18 protein-coding genes and 1 pseudogene are annotated in these 23,084 nt (G+C 71.9%); 8 read left to right on the forward strand and 11 right to left on the reverse strand.

Annotation, left to right across the window (positions count from 1 at the left end):
- The first annotated feature begins 10 nt into the window (after nt 1–10).
- Entirely contained in the window at nt 11–1,963 is a 1,953-nt protein-coding gene (locus OIM89_RS17910; RefSeq protein WP_264491420.1) for an AMP-dependent synthetase/ligase, read from the forward strand.
- 122 nt (nt 1,964–2,085) lie between these two features.
- On the opposite strand, the gene OIM89_RS17915 is transcribed toward OIM89_RS17910, so the two are convergent.
- Nucleotides 2,086–2,289, reverse strand: coding sequence for a cold-shock protein (locus OIM89_RS17915; RefSeq protein ID WP_003948780.1), 204 nt, complete (start codon nt 2,287–2,289; stop codon nt 2,086–2,088).
- Between the two features lie 322 nt (nt 2,290–2,611).
- Between OIM89_RS17915 and OIM89_RS17920 the strand changes: the two genes are divergently transcribed.
- Nucleotides 2,612–3,529 carry a menaquinone biosynthetic enzyme MqnA/MqnD family protein gene (locus tag OIM89_RS17920; protein ID WP_030697652.1) on the forward strand — a complete coding sequence of 306 codons (918 nt, stop codon included), beginning with the start codon at nt 2,612–2,614 and terminating at the stop codon, nt 3,527–3,529.
- Between the two features lie 120 nt (nt 3,530–3,649).
- Nucleotides 3,650–8,095, forward strand: coding sequence for an FtsK/SpoIIIE domain-containing protein (locus OIM89_RS17925; RefSeq protein ID WP_175458432.1), 4,446 nt, complete (start codon nt 3,650–3,652; stop codon nt 8,093–8,095).
- 82 nt (nt 8,096–8,177) lie between these two features.
- On the opposite strand, the gene OIM89_RS17930 is transcribed toward OIM89_RS17925, so the two are convergent.
- The gene (locus tag OIM89_RS17930) at nt 8,178–8,438 is read right to left on the reverse strand and encodes a WXG100 family type VII secretion target (RefSeq protein WP_003948777.1); all 261 of its coding nucleotides are present in this window, start codon (nt 8,436–8,438) and stop codon (nt 8,178–8,180) included.
- Between the two features lie 217 nt (nt 8,439–8,655).
- Between OIM89_RS17930 and OIM89_RS17935 the strand changes: the two genes are divergently transcribed.
- Genes OIM89_RS17935 through OIM89_RS17945 form a run of 3 tightly spaced genes read left to right on the forward strand, consistent with a single transcriptional unit; the run spans nt 8,656 to nt 10,499 of the window.
- Nucleotides 8,656–8,919, forward strand: coding sequence for a WXG100 family type VII secretion target (locus tag OIM89_RS17935; RefSeq protein ID WP_030697650.1), 264 nt, complete (start codon nt 8,656–8,658; stop codon nt 8,917–8,919).
- A gap of 38 nt (nt 8,920–8,957) precedes the next feature.
- Nucleotides 8,958–9,812, forward strand: coding sequence for a hypothetical protein (locus tag OIM89_RS17940; protein ID WP_030697649.1), 855 nt, complete (start codon nt 8,958–8,960; stop codon nt 9,810–9,812).
- A gap of 45 nt (nt 9,813–9,857) precedes the next feature.
- Nucleotides 9,858–10,499: a hypothetical protein gene (locus tag OIM89_RS17945; RefSeq protein ID WP_217466412.1), complete on the forward strand. Its 642-nt coding sequence runs from the start codon at nt 9,858–9,860 to the stop codon at nt 10,497–10,499.
- A gap of 83 nt (nt 10,500–10,582) precedes the next feature.
- Here OIM89_RS17945 and OIM89_RS17950 read toward each other — a convergent pair whose 3' ends face one another.
- The 8 genes and pseudogenes from OIM89_RS17950 to OIM89_RS17985 form a co-directional block, all read right to left on the reverse strand.
- The gene (locus OIM89_RS17950) at nt 10,583–11,305 is read right to left on the reverse strand and encodes a hypothetical protein (RefSeq protein ID WP_175458430.1); all 723 of its coding nucleotides are present in this window, start codon (nt 11,303–11,305) and stop codon (nt 10,583–10,585) included.
- A gap of 29 nt (nt 11,306–11,334) precedes the next feature.
- Nucleotides 11,335–12,750 (reverse strand): hypothetical protein, encoded by a 1,416-nt coding sequence (locus OIM89_RS17955; protein WP_030697646.1) that lies wholly within the window; start codon nt 12,748–12,750, stop codon nt 11,335–11,337.
- Nucleotides 12,751–12,926: 176 nt separating this feature from the next.
- Nucleotides 12,927–13,643, reverse strand: a complete 717-nt coding sequence (locus OIM89_RS17960; RefSeq protein ID WP_264491421.1) for a hypothetical protein — start codon at nt 13,641–13,643, stop codon at nt 12,927–12,929.
- Between the two features lie 56 nt (nt 13,644–13,699).
- Nucleotides 13,700–14,425: pseudogene (locus tag OIM89_RS17965) on the reverse strand (PE-PGRS family protein); the annotation flags it as partial.
- A 187-nt stretch (nt 14,426–14,612) separates the two neighbouring features.
- Nucleotides 14,613–15,224, reverse strand: a complete 612-nt coding sequence (locus OIM89_RS17970) for a hypothetical protein (protein WP_257380689.1) — start codon at nt 15,222–15,224, stop codon at nt 14,613–14,615.
- A complete protein-coding gene (locus OIM89_RS17975) occupies nt 15,221–16,666 on the reverse strand; it encodes a hypothetical protein (RefSeq protein ID WP_257380690.1) in 1,446 nt (481 codons plus the stop codon). The genes OIM89_RS17970 and OIM89_RS17975 overlap by 4 nt, the downstream gene beginning before the upstream one ends.
- A gap of 115 nt (nt 16,667–16,781) precedes the next feature.
- Nucleotides 16,782–17,714: a hypothetical protein gene (locus OIM89_RS17980; protein ID WP_264491422.1), complete on the reverse strand. Its 933-nt coding sequence runs from the start codon at nt 17,712–17,714 to the stop codon at nt 16,782–16,784.
- Between the two features lie 60 nt (nt 17,715–17,774).
- Complete coding sequence (locus OIM89_RS17985) at nt 17,775–19,763, reverse strand: hypothetical protein (RefSeq protein WP_264491423.1); 1,989 nt, start codon at nt 19,761–19,763, stop codon at nt 17,775–17,777.
- Nucleotides 19,764–19,993: 230 nt separating this feature from the next.
- Between OIM89_RS17985 and OIM89_RS17990 the strand changes: the two genes are divergently transcribed.
- Entirely contained in the window at nt 19,994–20,560 is a 567-nt protein-coding gene (locus tag OIM89_RS17990; RefSeq protein ID WP_247860787.1) for a hypothetical protein, read from the forward strand.
- Between the two features lie 68 nt (nt 20,561–20,628).
- Here the strand turns inward: OIM89_RS17990 and OIM89_RS17995 are convergent, their stop codons facing one another.
- Nucleotides 20,629–20,871, reverse strand: coding sequence for a hypothetical protein (locus OIM89_RS17995; RefSeq protein WP_078951618.1), 243 nt, complete (start codon nt 20,869–20,871; stop codon nt 20,629–20,631).
- 295 nt (nt 20,872–21,166) lie between these two features.
- Between OIM89_RS17995 and OIM89_RS18000 the strand changes: the two genes are divergently transcribed.
- Nucleotides 21,167–23,065: an alpha/beta hydrolase family protein gene (locus OIM89_RS18000; protein WP_264491424.1), complete on the forward strand. Its 1,899-nt coding sequence runs from the start codon at nt 21,167–21,169 to the stop codon at nt 23,063–23,065.
- Nucleotides 23,066–23,084 lie beyond the last annotated feature (19 nt).

Here is a 23,084-nt window from a genome sequence, read left to right on the forward strand (position 1 = left end):
AGCCGCCCTCATGACCGCGCCCACCACCCCGCCCGCCACGCCGCTCGCCCGCACCACCGGGGAGGACGGACGGCCCCGCCTGGTCGAACCGGAGCTGACCCGGGTGGACGGCGCGGTCCGCGAGGTCGCCGTGCTGGCCTTCGCCCCGGCCCCGGCCGCCGGCTCGCTGGCCGACATCCCCTTCGACAACGCGCGCGAGGCGCCCGGCGAGGCGGTCCTCTCCCGCAAGGACGCGGCGGGGCGGTGGCGGGACCTGAGCGCCGCCGACTTCGCCGCCGACGTGCTCGCCCTCGCCAAGGGCCTGGTCGCCACCGGCCTGGAGCCCGGCGACCGGCTCGCCATCATGGCCCGCACCACCTACGAGTGGACGCTGCTGGACTTCGCCGCCTGGGCCGCCGGCCTGGTCACCGTCCCGGTCTACCCGACCTCCTCGGCCTTCCAGACCCGCTGGATACTCCAGAACTCCGGGGCCAAGGCCCTCGCGGTCGAGACCGCCGAACAGGCCGCCGCGATCGGCCCCGAACGCGACCGGCTCCCCGACCTCGCCCACCTCTGGTCCTTCGCCACCTCCGAGAAGGACCCGGTGGGCGACCTCGGCCGCCTCAAGGAGGCCGGGAGCGCGGTCGACGACGAGGAGGTCACCCGCCGGCGTACCGCCCTCACCCCCGACACCACCGCCACCCTCATCTACACCTCCGGCACCACCGGCCGCCCCAAGGGGTGCGTCCTGACCCACGGCAACTTCTTCGCCGAGGTCGACAACGCCATCGAGCTCCTCCACCCCGTCTTCAAGTCGGTCTCCAAGGACCCCGCCTCCACCCTCCTCTTCCTCCCCCTCTCCCACGTCTTCGGCCGGATGGTCGCCATCGGCTGCCTCCGTGCCCGCGTCCGCCTCGGCCACGCCCCCAGCATCAAGACCGACGACCTCCTCGCCGACCTCGCGGGCTTCCGCCCCACCTTCCTCCTGGCCATCCCCTACGTCCTGGAGAAGGTCTTCAACACCGGCCGCGCCACCGCGGAGAAGCTGGGCCGCGCCTCCTCCTTCGACCGCGCCGCACGGATCGCCCGCGCCTGGGGCGAGGCCACCGAGGCCCAGCAGCACGGCACGGGCCCCGGCCCCGGCCTCGGCCTGCGCACCGCCCGCGCCCTCTACGACCCGCTGGTCTACCGCCGTATCCGCGCCGCCCTCGGCGGCCGCGTCCGGTACGCCATCTGCGGCGGCTCCCCCCTCGGCCGCCGCCTCGCCGCCTTCTACGCCGGTGCGGGCATCGAGATCTTCGAGGGGTACGGCCTCACCGAGACCACCGCCGCCGCCGTCGTCACCCCGCCGCTCAAACCCCGGCTCGGCACGGTCGGCTGGCCCCTGCCCGGCGGCCGCGTGAAGATCGCCGACGACGGGGAGGTGCTGCTCGGGGGCGGCCACGTCTTCTCCGGCTACTGGGACGCCGAGAGCGGCGAGGTCACCCGCGGCCCGGTCGACGGCTGGTTCCCCACCGGCGACCTCGGCGCCCTCGACGAGGACGGCTACCTCACCATCACCGGCCGCAAGAAGGACATCCTCATCACCACCGGCGGCAAGAACGTCGCCCCTGCCCCGCTGGAGGACTGGCTGCGCGCCCACCCGCTGGTCGGCCAGTGCATGGTGGTCGGCGACGACCGCCCGTACATCACCGCCCTGCTCACCCTGGAGCCCGAGGGGATCGCGCACTGGCGGAAGATGCGGAAGAAGGAGGCGCTGTCCACCGAGGAGCTGGTCGGTGACCCGGAGCTGCTGGAGGCGCTCCAGAAGGCGGTGGACGACGCCAACAAGCTCGTCTCGCGGGCCGAGTCGATCCGCCGCTTCACCGTGCTGCCGGTCGACTTCACCGAGGAGGGCGGCCACCTCACCCCCTCGCTGAAGATCAAGCGGCCGGCCGTCGAGAAGGACTTCGCCGAGGAGATCGAGGCGCTGTACCGGAAGTGAGCCCCGGCGGGCAGCCCGGGAAAGGCAGGAGCCCCGTCCCCTCCGCCGAGGCGGAGGAGCGGGGCTCCTTGGGTACTGCTATCGGGACCGGATCAGTCGGCCACTCCCAGCTGAGCGGATGCTCAGGCGGGGGTGACGTTCTCCGCCTGCGGGCCCTTCGGGCCCTGCGTGACGTCGAAGGTCACGGCCTGGTTCTCCTCGAGGGAGCGGAAGCCGTTGGCGTTGATCGCGGAGTAGTGGACGAAGACGTCGGGGCCTCCGCCTTCCTGGGCGATGAATCCAAAGCCCTTTTCGGCGTTGAACCACTTCACGGTTCCGGTAGCCATAAGCCCTCCTTGGGCCAAAGGGTTGCCCTGCTCCAGAACCTGCAAGTGTGAAAACAAGTGCAAAAGTCTGAAAATGACGAGAGCCTGCGGTCACATGCTCCGCAGGCTCTGTACTGCAAGGGAAACCAAACTGCAACTTGCGGCGAGCCTAGCATGCAGAAGCTCGGCACCGGTAGAGGGAAAGATCACTTCACCCGGATGTTTGATTGTCGCAGGTCAGGCGTTGACAACGGTACACCTGCCGTACTCGTGGCGCCGCGCGCCGGCACCGTTCGGCGGGCCCCGGCGCGAGGGCGCCGCAAGCCGGGGCTAGCCTCACGAGGTGGACAATTCTCGCGCTGACGCATCCGACGACCTCCCGACCGACTCCAGCGCGCGAGCGCACCGCGACGCGCCCGCCGGGCCGGCCCCAGGGCCCAGCCGCCCCCGGGTCGGCCACATCCAGTTCCTCAACTGCGTCCCCCTCTACTGGGGACTCGCCCGCACCGGGACCCTGCTCGACCTGGAGCTGACCAAGGACACCCCGGAGAAGCTCTCCGAGCAGCTCGTCCGGGGCGACCTCGACATCGGCCCGATCACCCTGGTCGAGTTCCTCAAGCACGCCGACGGCCTGGTCGCCCTGCCCGACATCGCGGTCGGCTGCGACGGGCCCGTCATGTCCTGCGTGATCGTTTCCCAGCTCCCGCTGGAGCAGCTCGACGGCCGCCGGGTCGCGCTCGGCTCGACCTCCCGCACCTCGGTCCGCCTCGCCGAACTGCTGCTCGCCGAGCGGTACGGCGTCACCCCGGACTACTACACCTGCCCGCCCGACCTCGGCTCGATGATGCAGGAGGCCGACGCCGCCGTCCTCATCGGCGACGCCGCCCTGCGCGCCAGCCTCCACGACGCCCCGCGCCTCGGCCTCCAGGTCCACGACCTCGGCCAGATGTGGAAGGAGTGGACGGGCCTGCCCTTCGTCTTCGCCGTCTGGGCCGCCCGCAAGGAGTACCTGGCCGAGCAGGAGCAGACCGTGCGCCAGGTCCACGAGGCCTTCCTCGCCTCCCGCGACCTCTCCCTGGAGGAGGTCGCCAAGGTCGCCGAGCAGGCCGCCCGCTGGGAGGCGTTCGACGCCGCCCTGCTGGAGCGTTACTTCACCACCCTGGACTTCCGCTTCGGCCTCGAACAGCTCGGCGGCGTCCGCGCCTTCGCCTCCCGGATCGGCGCCGGAGAGGTCCCGGTCACGCTGCTGCCGCCGGCCTGAACCACCGTCCGCGCACCCCGGAGCGGGACGAAGGGGACGGGCCCGCGTACGGGCGGGTACGGCGCCGGAGCGTTCCGTTAGCCTCGACGGACCAATGGGCTGACGGGGAGGAACACGGCCATGCGTGTGTTGGTGACCGTAGTCGGGGAGGGCACCCAGCCCCACGACGTCATGGTCGACGCGGAGGAGTCGGCCACCGCCGCCGACGTCGCCCTGGCGCTGACCGGCGCCGAACCGTTCCAGAAGGGGGCCGGCGGCGTCGTCACCGCCCTGCGCGCCCCCGCCGCCGGCGGCGGACACCACCTCTCTCTCTGGGCCGACGGCCGGCTCTGCGACCCGGCCGCCCCCGCCTCCGCCGTCCTCAGCGACGGCATGCGCGTCTCCACCGACGACAGCGTCGGCCCGCTGCTGCGCCGGGGCGAGCCGGTCGGCTGGTACGAGATACGGGTGGCCGGCGGGCCCGCCTCCGGGCGGGTCGTCCGGCTCGGCGCGGGCGCCGCCGACATCGGCTCCGGCGCCCACTGCACCGTGCAGGTCCCCGACCCGACCCTCCCCGCCACCGCGCTGCGCGTCCGGATCGACGTCCAGGGCGAAGCGGTCCTCGTGCCCGCGCCCGACACCGGGCTCACCGTGCTGGTCGACAGCGAGGAGGCCGACGGCGAGACCCCCTGGCCGCTCGGGGACACCGTCCGGGTGGGCGACACCCTCCTCGTCCTCGACCGGGCCGTCGCCCCCGACGCCCACCTCTCCCGGATGAGCGAGGGCGGCCTCGCCTACAACCGGCCGCCCCGCCTCAACCCGCTGCGGCGCCGCTCCCGGCTGATCGTCCCCCAGCCGCCCACCAAGGCGGAACGGGCCAAGTTCCAGTTCATCATGGCGTTCATGCCGATGCTCTTCGGCATCACCATGTGGCTCATCACCAAGCAGATCTTCATGCTGCTGTTCTGCCTGATGAGCCCGCTGATGATGGCCGGCCAGTGGATCAGCGACAACCGCGACGGCAAGAAGAAGCACCGCACGTCGATGAAGCAGTACCGCCAGGACCTCGCCGCCCACGAGGACCTGCTCGCCACCACCTGCAAGCAGGAGCAGCGCGAGCGGCGCGCAGAGATGCCCGACCCCGCCGAGATCCTGCTCTTCGCCACCGGGCCCCGCCGCCGCCTCTGGGAGCGCCGCCTCACCGACCCGGACGCGATGCTGCTGCGGGTCGGCACCGGCACCCTCCACTCCGACGTCGAACTCGCCCTCGGCCGGGGCGGCATGTGGGGCGAGGAGGACCGGCCCGACCAGCCCGAACTGCTCGACGTCCCCGTCGCCCTGCCCTTCCAGGACCTCGGTGTCGTCGGCGTCGCGGGCGACCGGGCCCGCGCCCTGTCCACGGCCCGCTGGCTCACCGTCCAGGCCGCCGCCCTGCACAGCCCCCGCGACCTCTCCGTCGTCTGCCTCACCTCGCACACCCCGTCCGGCGCCGACTGGTCCTGGCTGCACTGGCTGCCGCACACCGCCCCCGCCCAGGGGCAGGACTGCATGGCGCTGGTCGCCTTCGACTCCGAGACGGTCGCCCGCCGGGTCAACGAACTCCTCGGCGAGCTGAACCGCCGCAAGGCCGCCCGCGACAACCACAACGCGCTGGGCAACCTCTACCCGGACACCAACGTCCTCGTCGTCCTGGACGGCGCCCGCATCCTGCGCCGCATGCCCGGCGTCCCCCAACTCCTCACCGAGGGACCCCGCTTCGGCATCTACGCGCTCTGCCTCGACGAGGACGAGCGGCTGCTCCCCGAGGAGTGCCGCGCCGTCGCCGCCTGGACCGCGGAGAGCCCGCACCACTTCCGGCTGCGCGGCCACGGCCTGGAGGAAGCCGGGGAGGTCCTCGGCGACCAGGTCACCGCCGACTGGTGCGAACTGCTCGCCCGCTCCCTCGCCCCCGTCCGCGACGTCAGCCGCGACGACGCCGACAGCGCCCTGCCCACCGCCGCCCGCCTCCTCAACCTCCTGGAGATGCCCGACCCGTCCGGTGCCGACATCGAACGGATCTGGCGGGCCGGCGGCTCCACCACCGCCGCCCCCATCGGCATCGCCGCCGACGGCACCTTCGTCCTCGACATCCGCCGCGACGGGCCGCACGCCCTGGTCGCCGGCACCACCGGCGCGGGCAAGTCCGAACTCCTCCAGACGATCATCGCCTCGCTCGCCGTCGCCAACCGCCCGGACGCCCTCAACTACGTCCTCATCGACTACAAGGGCGGCAGCGCCTTCATGGACTGCGCCCGGCTGCCGCACACCGTCGGCATGGTCAGCGACCTCGACGCGCACCTCACCGAACGCGCCCTCGCCTCGCTCGCCGCCGAGCTCCACCGCCGGGAGGAGATCCTCTTCAACACCGGCACCAAGGACATCGAGGACTACAACGACACCCGCAAGCTCCGCCCCGAACTCGAACCGATGCCCCGGCTCGTCCTGGTCATCGACGAGTTCGCCTCCCTCGTCGCCGAACTCCCCGACTTCATCGCCGGCCTCGTCGACATCGCCCGCCGGGGCCGCTCGCTCGGCGTCCACCTGATCCTCGCCACCCAGCGCCCCGCCGGTGTGGTCAGCGCCGACATCCGCGCCAACACCAACCTGCGGATCGCCCTGCGCGTCACCGACGCCTCCGAGTCCCTCGACGTCATCGAGGCCCCCGACTCCGGCGCCATCGCCAAGTCCACCCCGGGCCGCGCCTACGTCCGCTCCGGCGCCCAGTCCCTGGTCGGCGTCCAGTCCGCCCGCATCGGTGGCCGCCGCCCCGCCGTCGGCGGAACCGGCCCGAAGGCCACCCACACCCCGGTGCCCTGGCAGGCGTACAGCCGCCCGCTGCCCCGCAAGGCCGAGGCCGAGGACGACGGGACGATGGTCACCGACCTCGCCGTGCTGGTCGACGCGGTCCGCGGCGGGGCCGAACTGATGGGCTTCAGCGAGCAGCGCAGCCCCTGGCTGCCGCCGCTCGCCGAGCAGATCTCCCTCGACGCCATGGCCGCCTACCCGCCGCCGCCCGCCGACCACGACGACGTCCAGCCCGTCCCGTACGGCCTCGTCGACCGGCCCTCCGAGCAGAGCCGCCGGCCGCTCGTCCTCGACCTGGTCCACGGCGAGCACACCATGCTCGTCGGCGGCGCCCGCTCCGGCCGCTCCACCGCGCTGCGCACCCTCGCCGGCTCGCTGGCCCGCTCCACCTCCCCGCACGACGTGCACGTCTACGGCATCGACTGCGGCTCCAACGCGCTGCTGCCGCTGATCCGGATGCCGCACGTCGGCGCCGTCGTCAGCCGCGACGAGCCCGACCGCGCCCGGCGGCTCATCAACCGCCTCCTCGTCGAGATCGCCCGCCGCCAGCAACTCCTCGCCGCCGAGGGCGCCTCCAGCGCCGCCGAGCAACGCGCCGGGGCCGCCCCCGAGGACCGGCTGCCGTGGATGGTGCTTCTCCTCGACAGCTGGGAGGGGTTCATGTCCACCTTCGAGAGCTACAACTACGGGCAGCTCATCGAGATGGTCCAGCGCATCTTCCGCGAGGGCTCGGCCGTCGGCCTCAAGGTCGTCATGACCGCCGACCGCACCGGCCTCAGCGGCCACGTCGCCTCCTCCTTCGCCGACCGCCTGGTGCTGCGCTTCGCCGACGCCAACGACTACTCCACCGCCGGACTCCAGGCCCGCGAGGTGCCCAAGAGCATGCCGCCCGGCCGCGCCCTGCGCGTCACCGACACCGGCGTGGACGAGACCCAGCTCGCCCTCCTCACCGAGGACCCGGCAGGCCAGGCCCAGGTCCGTGCCCTGCGCGAACTCGCCGACGCGGCCACCGAGCGGTACGGCCGGCTGCCCGCCGACCGGCGCCCGCTGCGGGTCGACGCCCTGCCCGCCCGCATCGACGCCGCCGAGGCGATGGCGCTGGAGCCCGACTTCACCCCGCCCTCGCCGCTCTGGGCGCTGCTCGCGGTCGGCGGCGACGAACTCGCCCCGCTCGGCATCGACCTGGAGGAGGACGGCCCCGGCTACGTCATCGCGGGCCCGCCCAAGTCGGGCCGCTCCACCGCGCTCCGCTCGGCCGCCGAATCCCTGCTGGCCCGGGGCACACCGGTCATCCTCGTCCTGCCCCGCCGCTCCCCGCTGCGTACGCTCGAAGGCCGCGACGGCGTCCTCGGCATCCTCGACTCCGAGTCCCGCGAGGACGACCTCGAGGAGCTGGAGGAGAAGGCGGCGGGCCGCCCGTACGTGGTCCTCGTCGACGACGCCGAACTGGTCTACGACACCTCGCTCGACGAGGCGCTCGAAGGCGTCGTCAAGAAGGGCGCGGACGGCGGGGTCGGCCTCATCGCCGCCGGCACCTCGGACACCCTCGCCGGGCAGTACCGCGGTTTCGTGGTCGACGCCCGCAAGTCCCGCAACGGCCTTCTGCTCACCCCGCAGAGCCCGCAGGAGGGCGAGCTGTTCGGCATCCGGCTGCCCGCCAACAGCGGCGGCGGCCCGGCCGGCAGCGGCCTGATGGTCTCCGGCGGCACCTTCCAGCCGGTCCAGGCGGTCATGGTCTCCTGACCGCCCCGCCCGCCGCGGCACGCGAAAGGGGAGCCGCCCCGGCCGGGGCGGCTCCCCTTTCGCGTCGGCTGCCTGCCTGGGATCAGGTGGCGCGCTCGATGTTGTCGGCGCTGGTCTGCGCGGACTTGCCGGCCTCGTTGAGGGTCGTCACCCACTTCTCGAAGGTGGGCTTCACTTCCTGCCAGTCGTCACGGAAGCGGTCCGCCTTGGGGCCCTTCCAGTAGCCGGTGCTGTCGGAGGTGGCCGACTGAAGCGCCTTGATCAGCGCCTGGAGGTCGGTGGCCTTCCGGTTGAAGGTCTTGGAAAGTTCCCGGAGTCGAGTGAGATCTGCACCGCGATCCATGACGATCCTCCCCGTGTAGACAACGATGAACGGACGATCCGTTCGTATCAGGGGACGCTATCGCATGGGAAGCAGTTCCCCGGAAGGGAGTTGGTGGAGATGCGGAGGGGGCTTCGCTGACCCCTCCACCAGGGCCCCCGCACGGCCCCCGGCTGCCCCTGGCGGCCCGTGCACCGATCGCTATGCTGGACGGGATCGAGCGACGGGGGAGACGGAAATGGCCGATCCGCAGATCGAGGAGCTGACCCAGCGGGCGCAGCGGCTGCGTTCGCTGGCCGACCACATAGACAGTCTGGTCGACCAGCCCAAGCGGCACTCCACCACCCAGATGAAGAGCTGGTCGGGGCCGAACGCCGACGCGGTCCGGGGCAAGCTCAGGACCTGGCACACCACGTGCACCAACGTGGCGAAGTCCCTGCGGGACGAGGCCCAGCAGTGCACCAACGACGCCAAGGACCTGAAGAAGGACGACAAGAAGTGAACCGCGTCGCCGCGGACTCACGGGAGGAACCGAGACCAGTGCCCTCGTACGACAGCTCGCGGGCGCGCCTGCGCCTCGCAGACCGCCACATAGCAGTCCTCGCCCACCTGGTCGACGGCCAGAACCCGCCCGACGAGCTGTGGGACTCGCTGGTCGAACTCCAGGCGGCGGCCCTGGTCGGCGCCGAGGGCGAACTCTCGCAGGTCCTCGCCCCGCTGCTGGGCGCCCTCGCCGAGCCCATGGTGATGGTCCAGGTGGAGGTCACCGGCGAGCACGGCCCGGTCAACCACGGCGTCGTCGTCGGCCAGGAAGCGGTCTACTCGCACGACGGCTGGCCCGGCGAGGAGGAGTCCGAGTACACCCCGGTGGAGCCGACCTTCCTGGTGTGGGAGCTGGCCCGCAAGGTCAACCTCCGCAAGGACAGGGTCGCCGCGCCCGAGCGGCCCGTCTCCCGCCTGGAGACGACCATGGCCACGCTCGACGCCGCCTTCACCGCGCTGGCCGAGCCGAGCGAGGACGAGGCCGCCCTGCTCGCCGCCACCCGCGCGGCCGTGCGGGAGGCGGACAGCAGCCTCACCGGCGACGCCCTGGAACTCTTCGTCGAACTGGTCGCCTCCCTCAACTCCCACTGGCGGATCACCACCGTCTGGGACGGCGACCACGAGGGCGAGCGCACCGCCATGGTCCGCGCCCTCGCCGTCTGGGACGCGGGCCCCCTCGGCTACTGGATTCGCGAGCAGCCCGCCGAGCCGATCCTGCCCGGCGCCGTGGGCCCGGACTCGCCGCTGGTCGTCGTCGCCTCGGACGTGGGCGAGATCTGGGACAAGGTCACCGACCTCCTCCCGGACAAGGAGGACCTGCACGTGGACACCCCGGGCACGCCCGCCGCCTGACCCGTACTTCGCCACCTCCCCCCCCCACCACCGCAGGCAGGACGTATGAGTTCCCCCCAGCCCGACTTCCTGGGCCCCGACGCCGCCTACCAGGCCACCCCGCAGAAGCCGGGGAAACCGCGCAGGCCGTGGCGGGCGACGCTCATGGTGGCGCTCCTCCTGCCGCCGGTGCTGCTGGGGTCGGGGTGGCTGGCGCAGAGCGAGAGCACGCTGCTGCTCCTGCTCGGCGTCGTCGTGGCCCTGGCGGCCCTCCTCGTCGCCTGGGCCTACGCGGGGGCGGGCCCCGGCACCTTCGTCGCCGTTCTCGGCTTCGCCTTCATGCTCTTCGTGGGGCCGGCGATGGGGGAAACGGTCCTGGACCGGCACGGCGTGCGCACTCCGGCCGTCGTCGCCGGCTTCGGTGAGATGAGCGCCAGGTACGACCGGGCGCGCACCTGCAAGCTGGTCTGGGAGGACCGCGACACCGGCGAGATCGGCCGGGTCGAGACCGGCGGCCTGTCGGCCTGCACCGACGACATCAAGGCCGGCGACCCGGCCGTCGTCGTGGTCGACCCGACCGGCTGGCAGTTCCCCCGCATGGCGGCCGACGTGAAGCCGGCCTCCACCACGGCCTGGGCGATCAGCGGAGGGCTGTGCGTGGCGATGGAGCTGATGTTCCTGTGGGGACGGGCGCGGAAGTTCGACTGAGGGGCGCGCCTCGCAGGCTGTCCCCGAGGGCCGCGAGCCGGTAAGGCGGAACGGGGCCGGCCGAGGACGGACGGCCCCGCCGCTCAGCTTCCCGCAGCCCCCTTCGCGGGCTTCGGGCCGTCGCCGATCAGGGCGAAGGCGAAGGCGAGGCGGCGGTCGAGCCAGTCGGCGCGGACGGAGACCGTGTCGCTGCCCTCGGACTCCATCACCTTCTCCTCGCCCGCGTACCAGTGCAGCGTGCGGGGCTTCTTCTGCTTCCTGGCACCGTCCTGGGCGGTGAGGGCGCGGGTGACCAGGTCGACGGCGATGCCGGCCGAGGCGCCCAGCTTCTTGCCGGGGCTCTTCAGGCTGCCGAGCTTGCCGGTGCCAGTGACCTCGGGACGGCCGGGCTGGTCGATCCGCCAGGTGTGCGGGCTGAGCGGGCCGCCGGCCACCCGGCGTACCGTACCGATCAGTTCGCCCGACGCGTCCCGGACCGCGTACAGCAGGTCGTGCCCGTCGGAGTCCGGGGTCGTGACCGTGCACAGGAGGTGCTGGAGTCCGGGGTCCTCGAAGAGGGTGAAGGCGGCGCCGGGGGCGGCCCGTCGGGTGTCCTCGTGCTCGCCGACGTAGGCGCAGGGGGCGTGGACGCGCTGGGCGAGGGGGCCGCGGAGGACGCGGACGGCGTGCGCGCCCAGGACGGCCTGCGGTCGCCTACTGCCGCGCGGCCGCTCCACCCAGCCCACCACGAACCGGTCGGCGTCGGCCCAGCCGACCTGCTCCACCGGGGGTTCCGGGTTCGGGTTGGTCGTGCCACCACGTGTCATGCGTCGTCCTCCGTGCGTACCGGAACGGGTCAGAACCAGTTTCTCGGGTCGGCCTTCTTGGCCAGGTCCTTGGCCCCGTCGACGAGTTTGCCGCCCTTGTCCTTGGCCCAGTCGGCGGCCTTGCCGGCGCCGGCCTTGATGTCGTCCCAGTTCTCGACGATCTTGGCGCCGCCGTAGATGGCGCCCGTGACCACGGCGGCGCCGATGGTGATCGGGTTGGGGGCGACCATGGCGGCGGTGAGGGAGGCGTTGAAGCCGACCTCGGCGACGTCGGCGACGTATCCGGCGCCGTTGCGCTTGAAGGCGTCGACCGGGTTGCCCTGCGAGATGACGTTGGCCGCGCTCACGCCGGTGGAGACCACGCCGCCGACGACGCCCGCGCCGCGCAGGAACCCCGCCGCCTTCGCGGTACCGGCCGCCGCGAACCGGAGCGAGGAGCCGGGGTTGGCCATGCCGCCCCGGGCGGTGAAGAGGTTCCGGCCGACGGTGGTGAGGCTGGCCTGCGCGGAGCGCGTCACCGCCTGCCCGGAGTGGGTCAGGCCGCCGTACCGGCCGGCGAGGCCGTCGTGGCCGACCAGGAAGTTGATGGCGGGGTTCACCCGCAGGTTCCGCGCGAGGGACGAGCGGCGCAGCGCGTCGTAGCCGGTGCCCAGCCACGTCGCGCGCACACCGCTGGTCAGCGGGACGCGGCTGAGGTTCTGGTACAGCGAACTCTGCTGGAACAGCGCGCCCAGCCGCCCCGGCAGCCAGGCTCCCGGCGCCGAGAGGGAGCGGATCGGGGGGCGGGTCCTGATCAGCCAGTTGCCGGCGGACCGGACCCAGCCGAGGTTGCTGGAGCGCATGGTGACGCCCAGCCGCGTCTTCCACGTACGCAGGGCCCCCTGCTTCAGGGAGTTGCCGACCAGGACCTTGGTCAGGGAGGCACCCTGCACGGTGAAGACGGTGCCGGCCGCGACGATGGAGCCGTAGTCGCCCACCGCCTTGATCATGCGCTCGATGGTCTGCTCGTGCGGGCCGAGCCCCGGAATCCTGGAGAGGGCGTTGGCCTGGAGGCGGGTCACCCAGTCCTTCAGGGACTCGTTCTCCTGGCGCTTGAACGATTCCGCGTTCGGGTCGTCGCTCGCGGCCACCGAGTTGGCGAGCAGCAGGGCGTCAGGGGTGAGCCCCTCGCCCTTGTACTTCGCCAGATCCTTGTCGGTGAACCCCGCCCAGCGCAGCCCCGCTTCGGGATCACCGTCCTCCAACCTGGCGAAGGTGGCGCGTTTGCGCAGATCGGGCGCGGTGTCGGAGACCCAGGAGCGCAGCGGGCGCAGGGTGGTCAGCTTGCTGGTGACCCCCAGGTTGGAGGCGCGGGTGAATGCCTCGTCCAGCTTGTCCGAAAGCCCTCCACGCCCGTCCAGCAGCTTCGCCAGCTGCTCCAGATCCTGCGGATTGACCGTCCTCACGCTGTATCCCCCGTTCGCTGCCTCATCCGTGCGAGCCGGTACGCCGCCGCTCGCCACGAAGCTCAGTACGAACACGGTACTGGGCGACGACAGGTGTGTAGTAGGGGCGGCCGGACATCCGGGGGGCGGTCACGGCCGGTTCGCCCGAATAGGGCGTCTACGCCGTTCCGGTGAGGTCAGCAGGGCAGGGGCGGGGCGTCGCCGACGAGGGGGAAGGCGAAGGCGGGGCGGCGGTCCAGCCAGACGGCGGTGATGGTCATCTTCTTGCTGGCTTCGGAGAGCATGACTTCCTCCTCGCCCGCCTGCCAGACGAGGGTGCGGTACTTCTTCGGCTTCTTTCCGCCCTCGGCCTCCGGCAGGGAGTCGAGGAGGCGCATGGCCACGACAGCGGCGCGATAGCCGACCGAACTGCGGCTGGCCAGTTCGCCCACCCCGTTGACCGGCGGACGGCCGGGCTGGTCGATGCGCCAGGTGTGGCGGGTGAAGCGGTTGCCGGCGATGCGGTGGAGGGTGCCGAGGGGATTGCCGGCGGCGTCGCGTACCTCGTAGCTGAGGGTGCGGCCCTCCTCGACCGGCCCCATGACCGAACAGAGGAGGCGTTCCTGGGCCGGGTCCTCGTACAGGGTGAAGGCGGCGCCGGGGACGCGGGAGGTGGTCTGCTCGTCCGAACCGGCATACGCGCAAGGTACGTTGACAGGATGCTCCTCCGTTCCCATGGGGACGCGGATGGCGCGGTCGCCGAACTTGTTGCCGGGCTGCTCGGGGGTGTGGGGGCGCCAGACCATGCCGAGGACGAAGGTACGGACGTCGTACCAGTCCACCTGCGCGGGCGCCGGCGGCGGAGGCGGTGCCTCGCTCCGCGCGCGCTCGCTTCTTCCTCGCCCGAACGCCATGTGTGCCTCCTGTCCGGAGCGCCGGGGACGCCCAGTGGTTCGTACGATTCCACCTGTTAGAACCAGTTTCTCGGATCGGCCTTCTTTGCCACATCCTTGGCCCCGTCCAAGACTTTGCCGCCGGTGCCCTTCGCCCAGTCCACCGCCTTGCCCGCACCCTTCTTGACGTCGTCCCAGTTCTCCACGACTTTCGCCCCGCCGTAGATGAGGCCGGTTCCGACGACAAGGCCGATGGTGTCGGGGTTCGGTGCGACCGTGGCGGCGGTGAGGGAGGCGTTGAAGCCCACCTCCGCGACGTCGGCGACGTACTCGGCCCCCTTCTCCTTGAAGGCGTTGACCGGATTGCCGTGCGAAACGACGTTGGCGACGCTGACGCCGGTGGAGAGTGCGTTGCCGACGACGCTCGTCGTACGCAGGAAGCCAGCCGTTTTCACCGTTCCGGCCACGGCGAAGCGCAGCGATTTACCGGGGTTGGCCATGCCGCCGCGGGCCTGGAACAGGCCCTGGCCGACCCTGGTGAGACTGGCGTTGGCGGCCCGCTTCACCTGCTGTCCGGAATGGGGCAGGCCGCCGTATCGACCGGCGAGCTTGTCATGCCCGACCAAGAAGTTGATCACCCGGTTGACCCTGAGGGAACGAACCGTGGAGGAGGACCGGACTCTGTTGACCCCGTTTCCGATCAGGTCGCCCCGCACTCCGTCGGTCAACGGGACGCTGGTCAGGCTCTGGTAGAACCTGCTCCCCTGGAAGGCAGCGCCCAGCCGCGAGGGAAGCCAGGAGTCCGCCGCGCCCGTCGAGCAGCTCGGCGAGCTGTTCGAGATCCTGCGGATTGACCGTCCTCACGCCGCCTACTCCGTTCATCCCGCTGCCTGGTGTCACGTCTGGACGAAACGTTAGGCAGCGGAGGAACGGTGCTCGGCGGCCGGGTGCGGTATCCGGCCAGGGGGTCGGAGGGTGCTGTTCCGCTCCTCACACGTGGACATCCTCGAACAACACCCGCACCCCCGCCTCCGACAAGGTCACCCCCAGAGGGCGGATGCGGGTCGTCCGGAGTTCTATCGCCTCGCCGGAGTGGAGGTGGAGGTCGGCAGCGGCGCGTCCTCGGCCGGCGGGGAGGAGGAGGACGCCGAGGATGTCGGTGAAGGGGATGTCGAGTGATTCGCCGCTCTCGGCGCGGAGTTGAAGGGTGTCGTCCTGGACGGAGACCACGGCGTCGCGGGGTGGGGTGGTGTCCCAGAGGTGGCCGGGGCTACGGCCCGGTTCGTTGAGGCCCGTCCGGACCGGGTGGCAGTCGGGGCCGAGGGGGTGGGCGGCGCGGATCTCGGTGATCAGGGCGGCGGCGCGGCGGCGTTCGCCGACGCGCAGGGCGAGGGGAACGCCGGCGGCGAAGCCGATGAGGAGGAAGGTGAGGCCGACGACGCCGAGTTCGGCGCGCTGCACGGTCAGGCAGTAGGCAGCGACGGCGAAGGGGACACCGGTGAAGACGGCGTACAGGGTGAGGGCGTCGGCGGCGGGTTCGACCAGGACGCCGCGTTCGCCGGAGGCCAGGCGGGCGCGTCTGCGGGCGCGTTCCTCGGTCATCTCGTACGGGCCTTCCGGGTGGTGGGGGAGGTGCACGAGCGTGCCGGGCGCGGGCGGCTGCGGGGCCGGAGGGACCGGCCCTCCCCGGAGACCGGGCGTTCGAAGTGCGAGCGGCTCCGCAGGTGGTGCCAGCACCAGGGAGCGAACTGGAGGAGGAGGCCGGCCAGGCCGAGCAGGGCGGAGCCCCGGGCGGCGGCCGGGGACTCGATGCGGACGACCGGCGCCCACCAGAAGGAGAAGCTCGAGGAGAACATCATGAACATCGTGGAGTGGAGTGTCCCGATGCTGCGGGTGAAGAGCGCGTCCTGCCGTGCCTCCTTCGCCCTTGGCCCGGGAAAAGCGGCGCCGGGGCCCCTGGTGAGACTCGGGGTGAGCGCCACCGCGCTCACCTTCCGCTCCTCGCAGGGCAGCGGCACCGCACGACGGAACCGGCCCCATGCCGCCTCTCCGCCCGGCCCCGCGAACCAGCCGGCCCACGCGCCGATCGGCGCCCGGACCCCCGAGGCGTAGCGCAGTTCCACCCCGACCGGTTCGCCGTCGGGGCCCGTCATCCTGACCACCGCGACAGCTCCCGCAGGGCCGGAGAGGGCACGGCGTACGTCCGCACCGTACGGGTCGACCACCGACAGCTCGCCGGGGAAGACCCGCAGGACGGCCCGGGAGACGAAACGCCTGGTGGCCACAGTGCCGTCCTCTTCGGGCGGCCCGGGACAGGGGGAGATCTCCACGAGCGGGGCCGGATCGAGACGGGCGGCCGAACGGTTGCGCAGGGCGGTGACGCGTCGCACCGTCAGCCGCGCCACGGGGGCGAGGAACGCGGTCCCCGCCGCCAGCAGCATCAGCCGGGGCAGGCTCGCCTCGGAGAAGAACAGCACCGTGAACGCCAGGAACCACACGCCGCCCAGCGCGATGCGCAGTGCCTGGTACCACAGGGGAAGGGCCGGCCCCGGGCTGAGGAGGAGGGTCAGCTTCTGCCACCAGGGCACGCGTGGCGCGTCGGCCCGGTCCTGGGTGGTCCGTTCGACCGGGATGCCGCACGCCTTGAACAGGGCGGCGATCCCACTGCGCCGCACCGCCTCCTCGAAGTTCAGCCAGGGCGCGCCCGCCGGAATCCACTGGTACGGCAGGAGCCGGGCCACCGGGCGCCCCGAGGCGTCCAGGAGCCACACCTCACCGGCGCCACGCTCACGGGCGGCCGTCTCGGCGTCCGGGAAGACCAGCACCGCCCGCCTGATGCCCTGCGGTCCCGACAGCGGGTACCGCCTCTCGCGGCGCTCGCCGAAGAACCCGCGCGAGCGCAGGACGAGCGCCTTGCCGTCGAAGAACAGCCGTGACCAGATGCTGATCTCGACCCCGGACCCCGGTTCGGCCGCAGGGCGGAGCGCCGGCTCCGGCGCCGTGCGATGCCGGTCGTGGGGGCGTACCGCGTCGGTGGTGGACATCGCTGGGGAACTCACTGCCGTGGGCGGAGGGGGCTGGCGCCCACCGTACGAGAGCCTGCCCGTACCGTCCACGGGCGGTTCCGGCTGAACCTGCCCGGACGGCGGTCGCCGCCCGTCAGCCGTCGGGCCCGTCCTCCTCCAGCAGCCTCCGGAGCTGCGTAGAGAGTTCGGGTACGGCCGCTCCGGCCGCCTGGGCCGCTCGGAGGTCCGCCAGGTGGCGCAGGGCCGCCTCCCGGCCGCGTTCCTTACGGACGCCCTGCCGGTGGCCCAGCACCCAGACGGCGATCGCCGAGGCCAGGCCCAGGACCAGGCCGGTGTAGCCGACCGGCTGGTCCTCGACGTAGGCCCAGACGGCCGCGCCCGCTCCGGCCAACGCCAGCAGCCCTCCCAACTCGTCGTGCCAGCCGCCCTGACCGGCCGTCCGCTCCCAGGCGGTGACCTCGGCCGGCTTGTGCGGGGGCCGGACGCCCGCGTCGCGGGGCGCGGACGGCGGCGGTGGCGGGGTCGTGCCCGTGGCGGCTCCGGGCGGCGCGACCTCTGGCAGCGGGTACCAGGGTTGGCTCGAACCGCCGGCCTTCCCCACCAGCCAGTCCGGTACGTGGGTCAAGGTCAGGCCGTGCGCCTGAGCGAGGGAGAGAACCTCGCGGTAAGCGGCGAGGAACGGGTCCCGGCGGGCCCGCTGCCACCGCGCCACGGCCCAGCCCATGGCGGCGACCGCCAGAACGGCACAGACGCCCGCGCCGGCGAGGAGGGCCGGGCGGTGGGCCGTGAGTGCGGGCGAGATCTGGTCGGCGACCGCCAGCCCCGCCGCCACGATCAGGAGCAGGAAGGCGAGGCAGCCGGGGCCGGTCGTGGCCGAGCCGTCGGCCAGGGCGTCACGTCCCCGCCGCAGTTCCTCCCGCACCCTCTCGTCGTCCGTGAAGTCCACGCCCACCCGCTGCCCCACGCGGCGTACGGCCTCGTGCAGGGCGGGGTCACGGCGCAGCTCGGCGCCGCCCACCGGGAGCAGTGGCGGGGCGGTCGGGGACGTGTCGCGGCTGTCGGACATGGCGGGCAGCGTACCCACTTGCGGGTGACAGGGATGCCGTCGAGCCAACTTCCGTGCCGCTCAACGTCGTTCGGCGGCTCGGCGAAAGTCGCCCCGGTTCACCAGCGGGGCCAGCGGGACGCCGGTGAGAGAGCCGAAGCCGGTGGCCGCCCACAGGCTCTGATCCGACGGGACCTCGTAGTACGGGACGAGGCGGCCCTCGTGCCGGACGGTGAGGGACTGCGGGGTGCGGCGGGCCGCGAGGGCGGCGGCGCACTCCGCGCAGACGGCGACCGTCAGCAGGTCCCGGCGGCCCAGCATCCGCCAGGACACCTCCCCGGCGGTGGCCAGGCCGTGGAACGGGTTGAAGAAGCAGGTCAGCGGCGTGTGCGGCTGGGCGGGGACCGGGCGGCGCGAAAGCAGCCGCCTGCGGCGGGGCCGGGCCGCGTTCATCGCCGCCCGGATGGGCGCGGTGCCCTCCTCGACCAGGGCGACGACTCCGGCGAGGTCGGCCACGTCGCGGGCGCCGTCCAGCACGGTCCCGGCGGCGGCGTACGCGTCGAGCGCCCGCTCGATGCCGGGCGTTCCGCCGGGCAGTGCGACCGGGGCCTCCGCGATCAACAGACCCAGCTCCGGCAGGAGTTCGGCGGCCTTGGCCCGCATCCGGACGAAGGCCGCCTCCTCGGCGGTGGTGAAGACGGTGCGCGGTTCCGCCCGGCGCTCGCCCGGGTGGCGCCGGCCGTACACCGCGCCGATGGCCGCGCCCACGAACAGCGGCAGCGGGACGAGCCAGTTGACGCTTCCGCCCGCCCCGGCCTGCCCGGCCAGCGCGACGATCGCCGCCAGCCCGAGGGCGGCCGAGGCCACCAGGAGCGGGCCGCGCCGGTCACGGACTCGGGACGGTTCTGTACGCACCGGCGTCTCCTTGATCTCGCGGATGAGGGCGTTGAGGCCCCCGTCGACGGGGGGCAGCGGGCCGGCCGCCTCCAGGTACGGCACCCGGGTACGACGCGGTCCGGGCAGCAGGAGCAGGCCGGGGGACGGGCTGACGAAGGGGAGCCGGAGGTAGTCGGAGCACAGGGAACAGACCGGCAGTTCGGTACCGGGGCCGCCGCCCGGCACCCGCAGCCGCTCGCGGAGGCTGGCCGGGCCGTGCAGCGGGTTGAGCGCACAGCAGGCGGCGGCCATCCGCACCGGAGGCCGCGTACCGGGCCGGGCGCCGCAGGTGCCGAGTCCCGCGCGGACGCAGCGGACAAGGACGAGGGCGGCGGTGAGCGCGGCGGGGTCGCGGTGGCCGCCGCCCGCCTCGTCCTGGTGGCCGACGGCCAGGATGGCGGCGTCCAGCCCGGACCAGGCCCACTCCCTGGCCGGCCCGGCAGGCAGTGCGGCCGCTTCGAACTCGGCCAGCGCGAGGCGCAGTTCATGCCGGAGCGCGCCGGTCAGCCAGCGGCGGGACGGCTCGGTGGGCGCGGTGAAGACCGGCTGGGCGTCGGCCCGGGCGTACCGCAGGACGAGCGGGACCCCGCGCCCCAGACGCCCCCGGACCACGTGGAGGAGCGCGGCGCCGATCCGGACCAGGAGCAACAGCAGAAGGGCCGCCCCCGGCCCGACGAGAAGCAGCCCGGGCCAGAAGTCCCCGGACCACAGCGGCGCCAGCTCCCGTACGCCCTCCCGCCCGGCTCCGGTCCGCTCGCCGGTGGCCCCCAGCGTCCACAGCGCGGCCCCGGCCACCGCCACGGCCACCCCGGCGGCCGCCCGGGCCTCCCCTCGCGTGGGCCTCAGCGCGGGCGGCTCCTCCTCCGACCCCGCCGCGGTCACCCGCCCGTACCGTGCCCGGCGTACGACCGTGCCCGACAGCAGGACGCTCAACGGCAGCAGGGCCAGCAGCCCTCCGGTCACGAAGCTCTGGTTCCGCCGCTCGACGGGCGAGGTGAGCCCGTCCGACCCGGCAAGCACGTGCCGGGCACCGTCCGGCGCGACGACGTGCGCGGCGACCACGAGCCCCGCGCCGAGCGCCAGGGCGAGCAGCAGCACGGAGAGCCAGGAGGCGGTGGGGCGGCGGTCGGTCATCGGGCTCCCCCCCCCATGCCGGTGTGCCCGTCGGCGTTTCCTCCCAAGGACCCTATTACCCGCCCTGATGCGCTGACCTTCGCCTGCTGGACCGAAGGGCCCGAACCCACCCCATCTCGGCCGACTCTCGCAGGCTTCGCCGTACCGCTGCGAGGCGTGTGGCGGTGGTGCGAGGCTCGGACGGCGATCGGCGGAACAGCCGCCGGAACCCGAGAGGAAGGAGCGCCGGGGTGGACGGGCTCGACGGGACGCGCGGCGCGCGGCTGAGGCTGTCGGCCGTGGCGGCGCTGGCGTTGTTAGGGATGCTGGCCGGCTGCGGGCTGGGCGAGCCGAAGCAGACCTACGAGCAGGCGTACGAGGCGATGCGTCCGGATGCCATGGCGGCGATGAAGGAGGCGTGGCCGGGTGTGGAGATGGTGAAGGACTCCGCTGATCTTGAGGAGTGCGGAGGGCTCGACATGAGCGCGGACAAGAACGCGAGCAAGATTCAGCAGGGTGTTACCTACCGTGGCCAAGCCTCGTCCAGAGACAAGCGGAGTATCGAGGAGCTGGCTCGGGCAGCAGGGGAGCGGTTGCTGGAGCGTGGCTGGCAGAACGGAAGTAGAACCCGGAGCCCCGACGAGGGGGATCTGCAGTTCACGGAAGAACTCCCGGACGAGGTACTCCTCACCATGGAGAAGCCCGGGGTTAATGGGTGGGTGTCGGTGAGGGTTGATGTGGGCCTACAGCAGAGGCGCAGCCTTTCCTTCAGCCTGGTCACCGAGTGTCTGCGAAATCCCGAATGGGAGAAGCGCTGAAGGCACGGTCAACCAGTCTGTGGCCGGCGGTGAGGGCGAAGGTAGCCCCCTCGCCCCATGCCGGGTGATCACGAGCCCTGCTTGTCGATTTCTCGCAAAGCCATTGCGGCCGATTCCTTCTCCAGTGAGGCGGCCGACACGCGGAGCTTGGCTGTGAGTACCCGGAGTTCACCCCGGATGCGTGTCGCAGTGGGGCCCTGCCACTGATCCGCTGGCGAAGGCTTCTCGTCCTTGGCTATGTCGTTGGTCCCTGTCAGGAGTTCTCCGACGTCATCCGCAAGCTTGCGTAGCTCGATGTGCTTCTTTGGCACGACAACTCCCGGGATTGCACGGCCTGATGTGCCCGTCGCGGTGGCGGGCCTTCTTGGGTGGGCGGCCACGGTATCCGGCCGGGAAGCGGTAGGTGCCATTCCGCCTTGTTCGGCCATCGCTTTTCGGCCCCGCGCACGTGCGTGGCACCGCCGGACGCCCGAAACCCATGGACCGACCGGCCGCAGGTCGTACGGCCACGCCGTTTGGCGGCCTCACTTAACCTCCGCAAAATTTTGGTCAGTTCGGACGTTCTGCGGCCCGGATGCTACGTCTCGGCGGCTACCTTCCCGGGCCATGGGAATGGTCTTCGCTGATCCGGCCATGCTGGAGAAGCTCGCCGCGTCGATGGATGGCACCGCCAAGGAGATACCAGCACTGAGGAGGAGAGCGTCCGACCTGGATGTCCTGAGCGAGGTCGGCCATCTGTTGCCGTTGCTGAGCTACCTGAACGAAACGGCCCGTGAATTGCGCAAGAAGGCGAGCATCCTGCGGTCGCCTTCGAAGTCGCCGTTCGACGCGCTCGCGCAGCACGGGTTACCCGTCAGCCTGGCCCGGAAGGCCGGTGCGGGTGGAGAGTTCAAGGCCGGACTCAAGAAGGTCCTGGCCGAGTACGAGACGGCCGTTCCAGAGGCGCGGGCAAGGGCGGTGAAGGAGTATGTGGAAGGTCTTACGCCCGAGCAGCAGGCCGCGTTGGCGGTCGCCGACCCCGTGAGGGTCGGAAATCTGGACGGTGTTCCGCCGCCCCTGAGGTTCGCGGCCAACCGGATCTCCATCCAGAGGCAGTATGAGAAGGAGGCGCGCCACTTGGAGGGTCTCTCCCCGGACTCTCCCGCGTTCGAGCGCAGCAGGAGACGATTGCTTGCGCTTCAACGGTTCCTTTCCCTCCGAAGGCAGGCGGTTGCGGATCCGGAGACCGGGAAGATTACCTACCGCGAGATTCCTCGTCAGTTCCTCATGTTCCAACCGGATGCGGGTGGTGTCGCCGACCCGGTTGCCAACCCCTTTGCGGATGGGAAGATCGCAGAGGTGCTGGGTGATCTGGAGACGGCCGGTGATGTGGCTTTCCGTGTGCCAGGAGTTACCAATCGTCTGGACAACTTCCAGAGTTTCGCGGACGGAGGTGTCGATCTGCTGGTGGATGGCGACGGTGTCGAACGTCCCGATGGGGCCGTGATCAGTTGGCTGGGATATGACACTCCTGAACAAGGTGATTCGGTCGACCCTGCCAAGGCGGAGGTCGGAGGCCGGGAGCTCAGGGCCTTCAGGCGAGGAATAGGGGTAAGTTTGCGGCCCGACGCCAGGTTGGGCATCTTCGCCCACAGCTACGGCACCTTGGTCACCAGCAAGGCGTTGCAGGAGGGGATGGACGACGTCGACAAGGTCGTCTTCATGGGGAGTCCGGGACTGGGGCCGAACATTCGCAGTATCAAGGACTTTCAAATGCCCAACACTCACTTCTTCGCGATGCGCGCCCCGGGGGATGCGGTCTCTTACAGCCAGGGGCACGGATCCGATCCGGCGGACTTTCCGGACATCACCCGACTCGACACGATGAGAGCTTTCGGCCATTCCGACTACTACGACCCCAAGGCTGAGGGAGTGCACAATCTGAGGCGTGTCTTCGCCGGAGAGTACGACTCCCTGACGACTGTCGACAGCTCCCTCGACGAGGAGATGACCGGTGCCACCGAGATTCGTCGCCTCGTCGGATTCCTCCAGGAGCGGCTGACGCCGGAGGAAGTCGCTCGTCTCGGTGGGGACATCGACCCGATCGCCCAGGGAATCGTGAGCGGACGGATGGGCTTCACCGACGCGGCGGCCCCCCTGTACACGAGTCTCAAAGACCACGACCTCCTCGACAAAGTACCGCCCGGCGAGCTGTTCTCCGAGGTCACTTCGCTGGCGAGTGACGTCGCGGCGAAGGAGACCAACAAGAGGATGCTGGCGGGCGGTTCCTCGGAGGAGAAGGCCATCCTCTACGCGGGTGCCGCCAAGGCCGCCTCGTGGGGTCTCGCCGAGGTCGTCACCCAGCCTCTGGAGGTCGCCGCCAAGGGCACCCGCGCGGTCAACAACTGGACCCAGTTCGCGGAAGTCCTGGCTGAGGGCGACCTGAACACCGAATCCTGGAAGAAGTCCCTCGACAAGGGCTCTGATGCGGTGACCGCGACCATCGACCTGCTGAACCCTTTCTGACCCACAGATCCCGCACGGC

Source organism: Streptomyces sp. BI87 (assembly GCF_025957665.1).
GTDB lineage: Bacteria > Actinomycetota > Actinomycetes > Streptomycetales > Streptomycetaceae > Streptomyces > Streptomyces albidoflavus.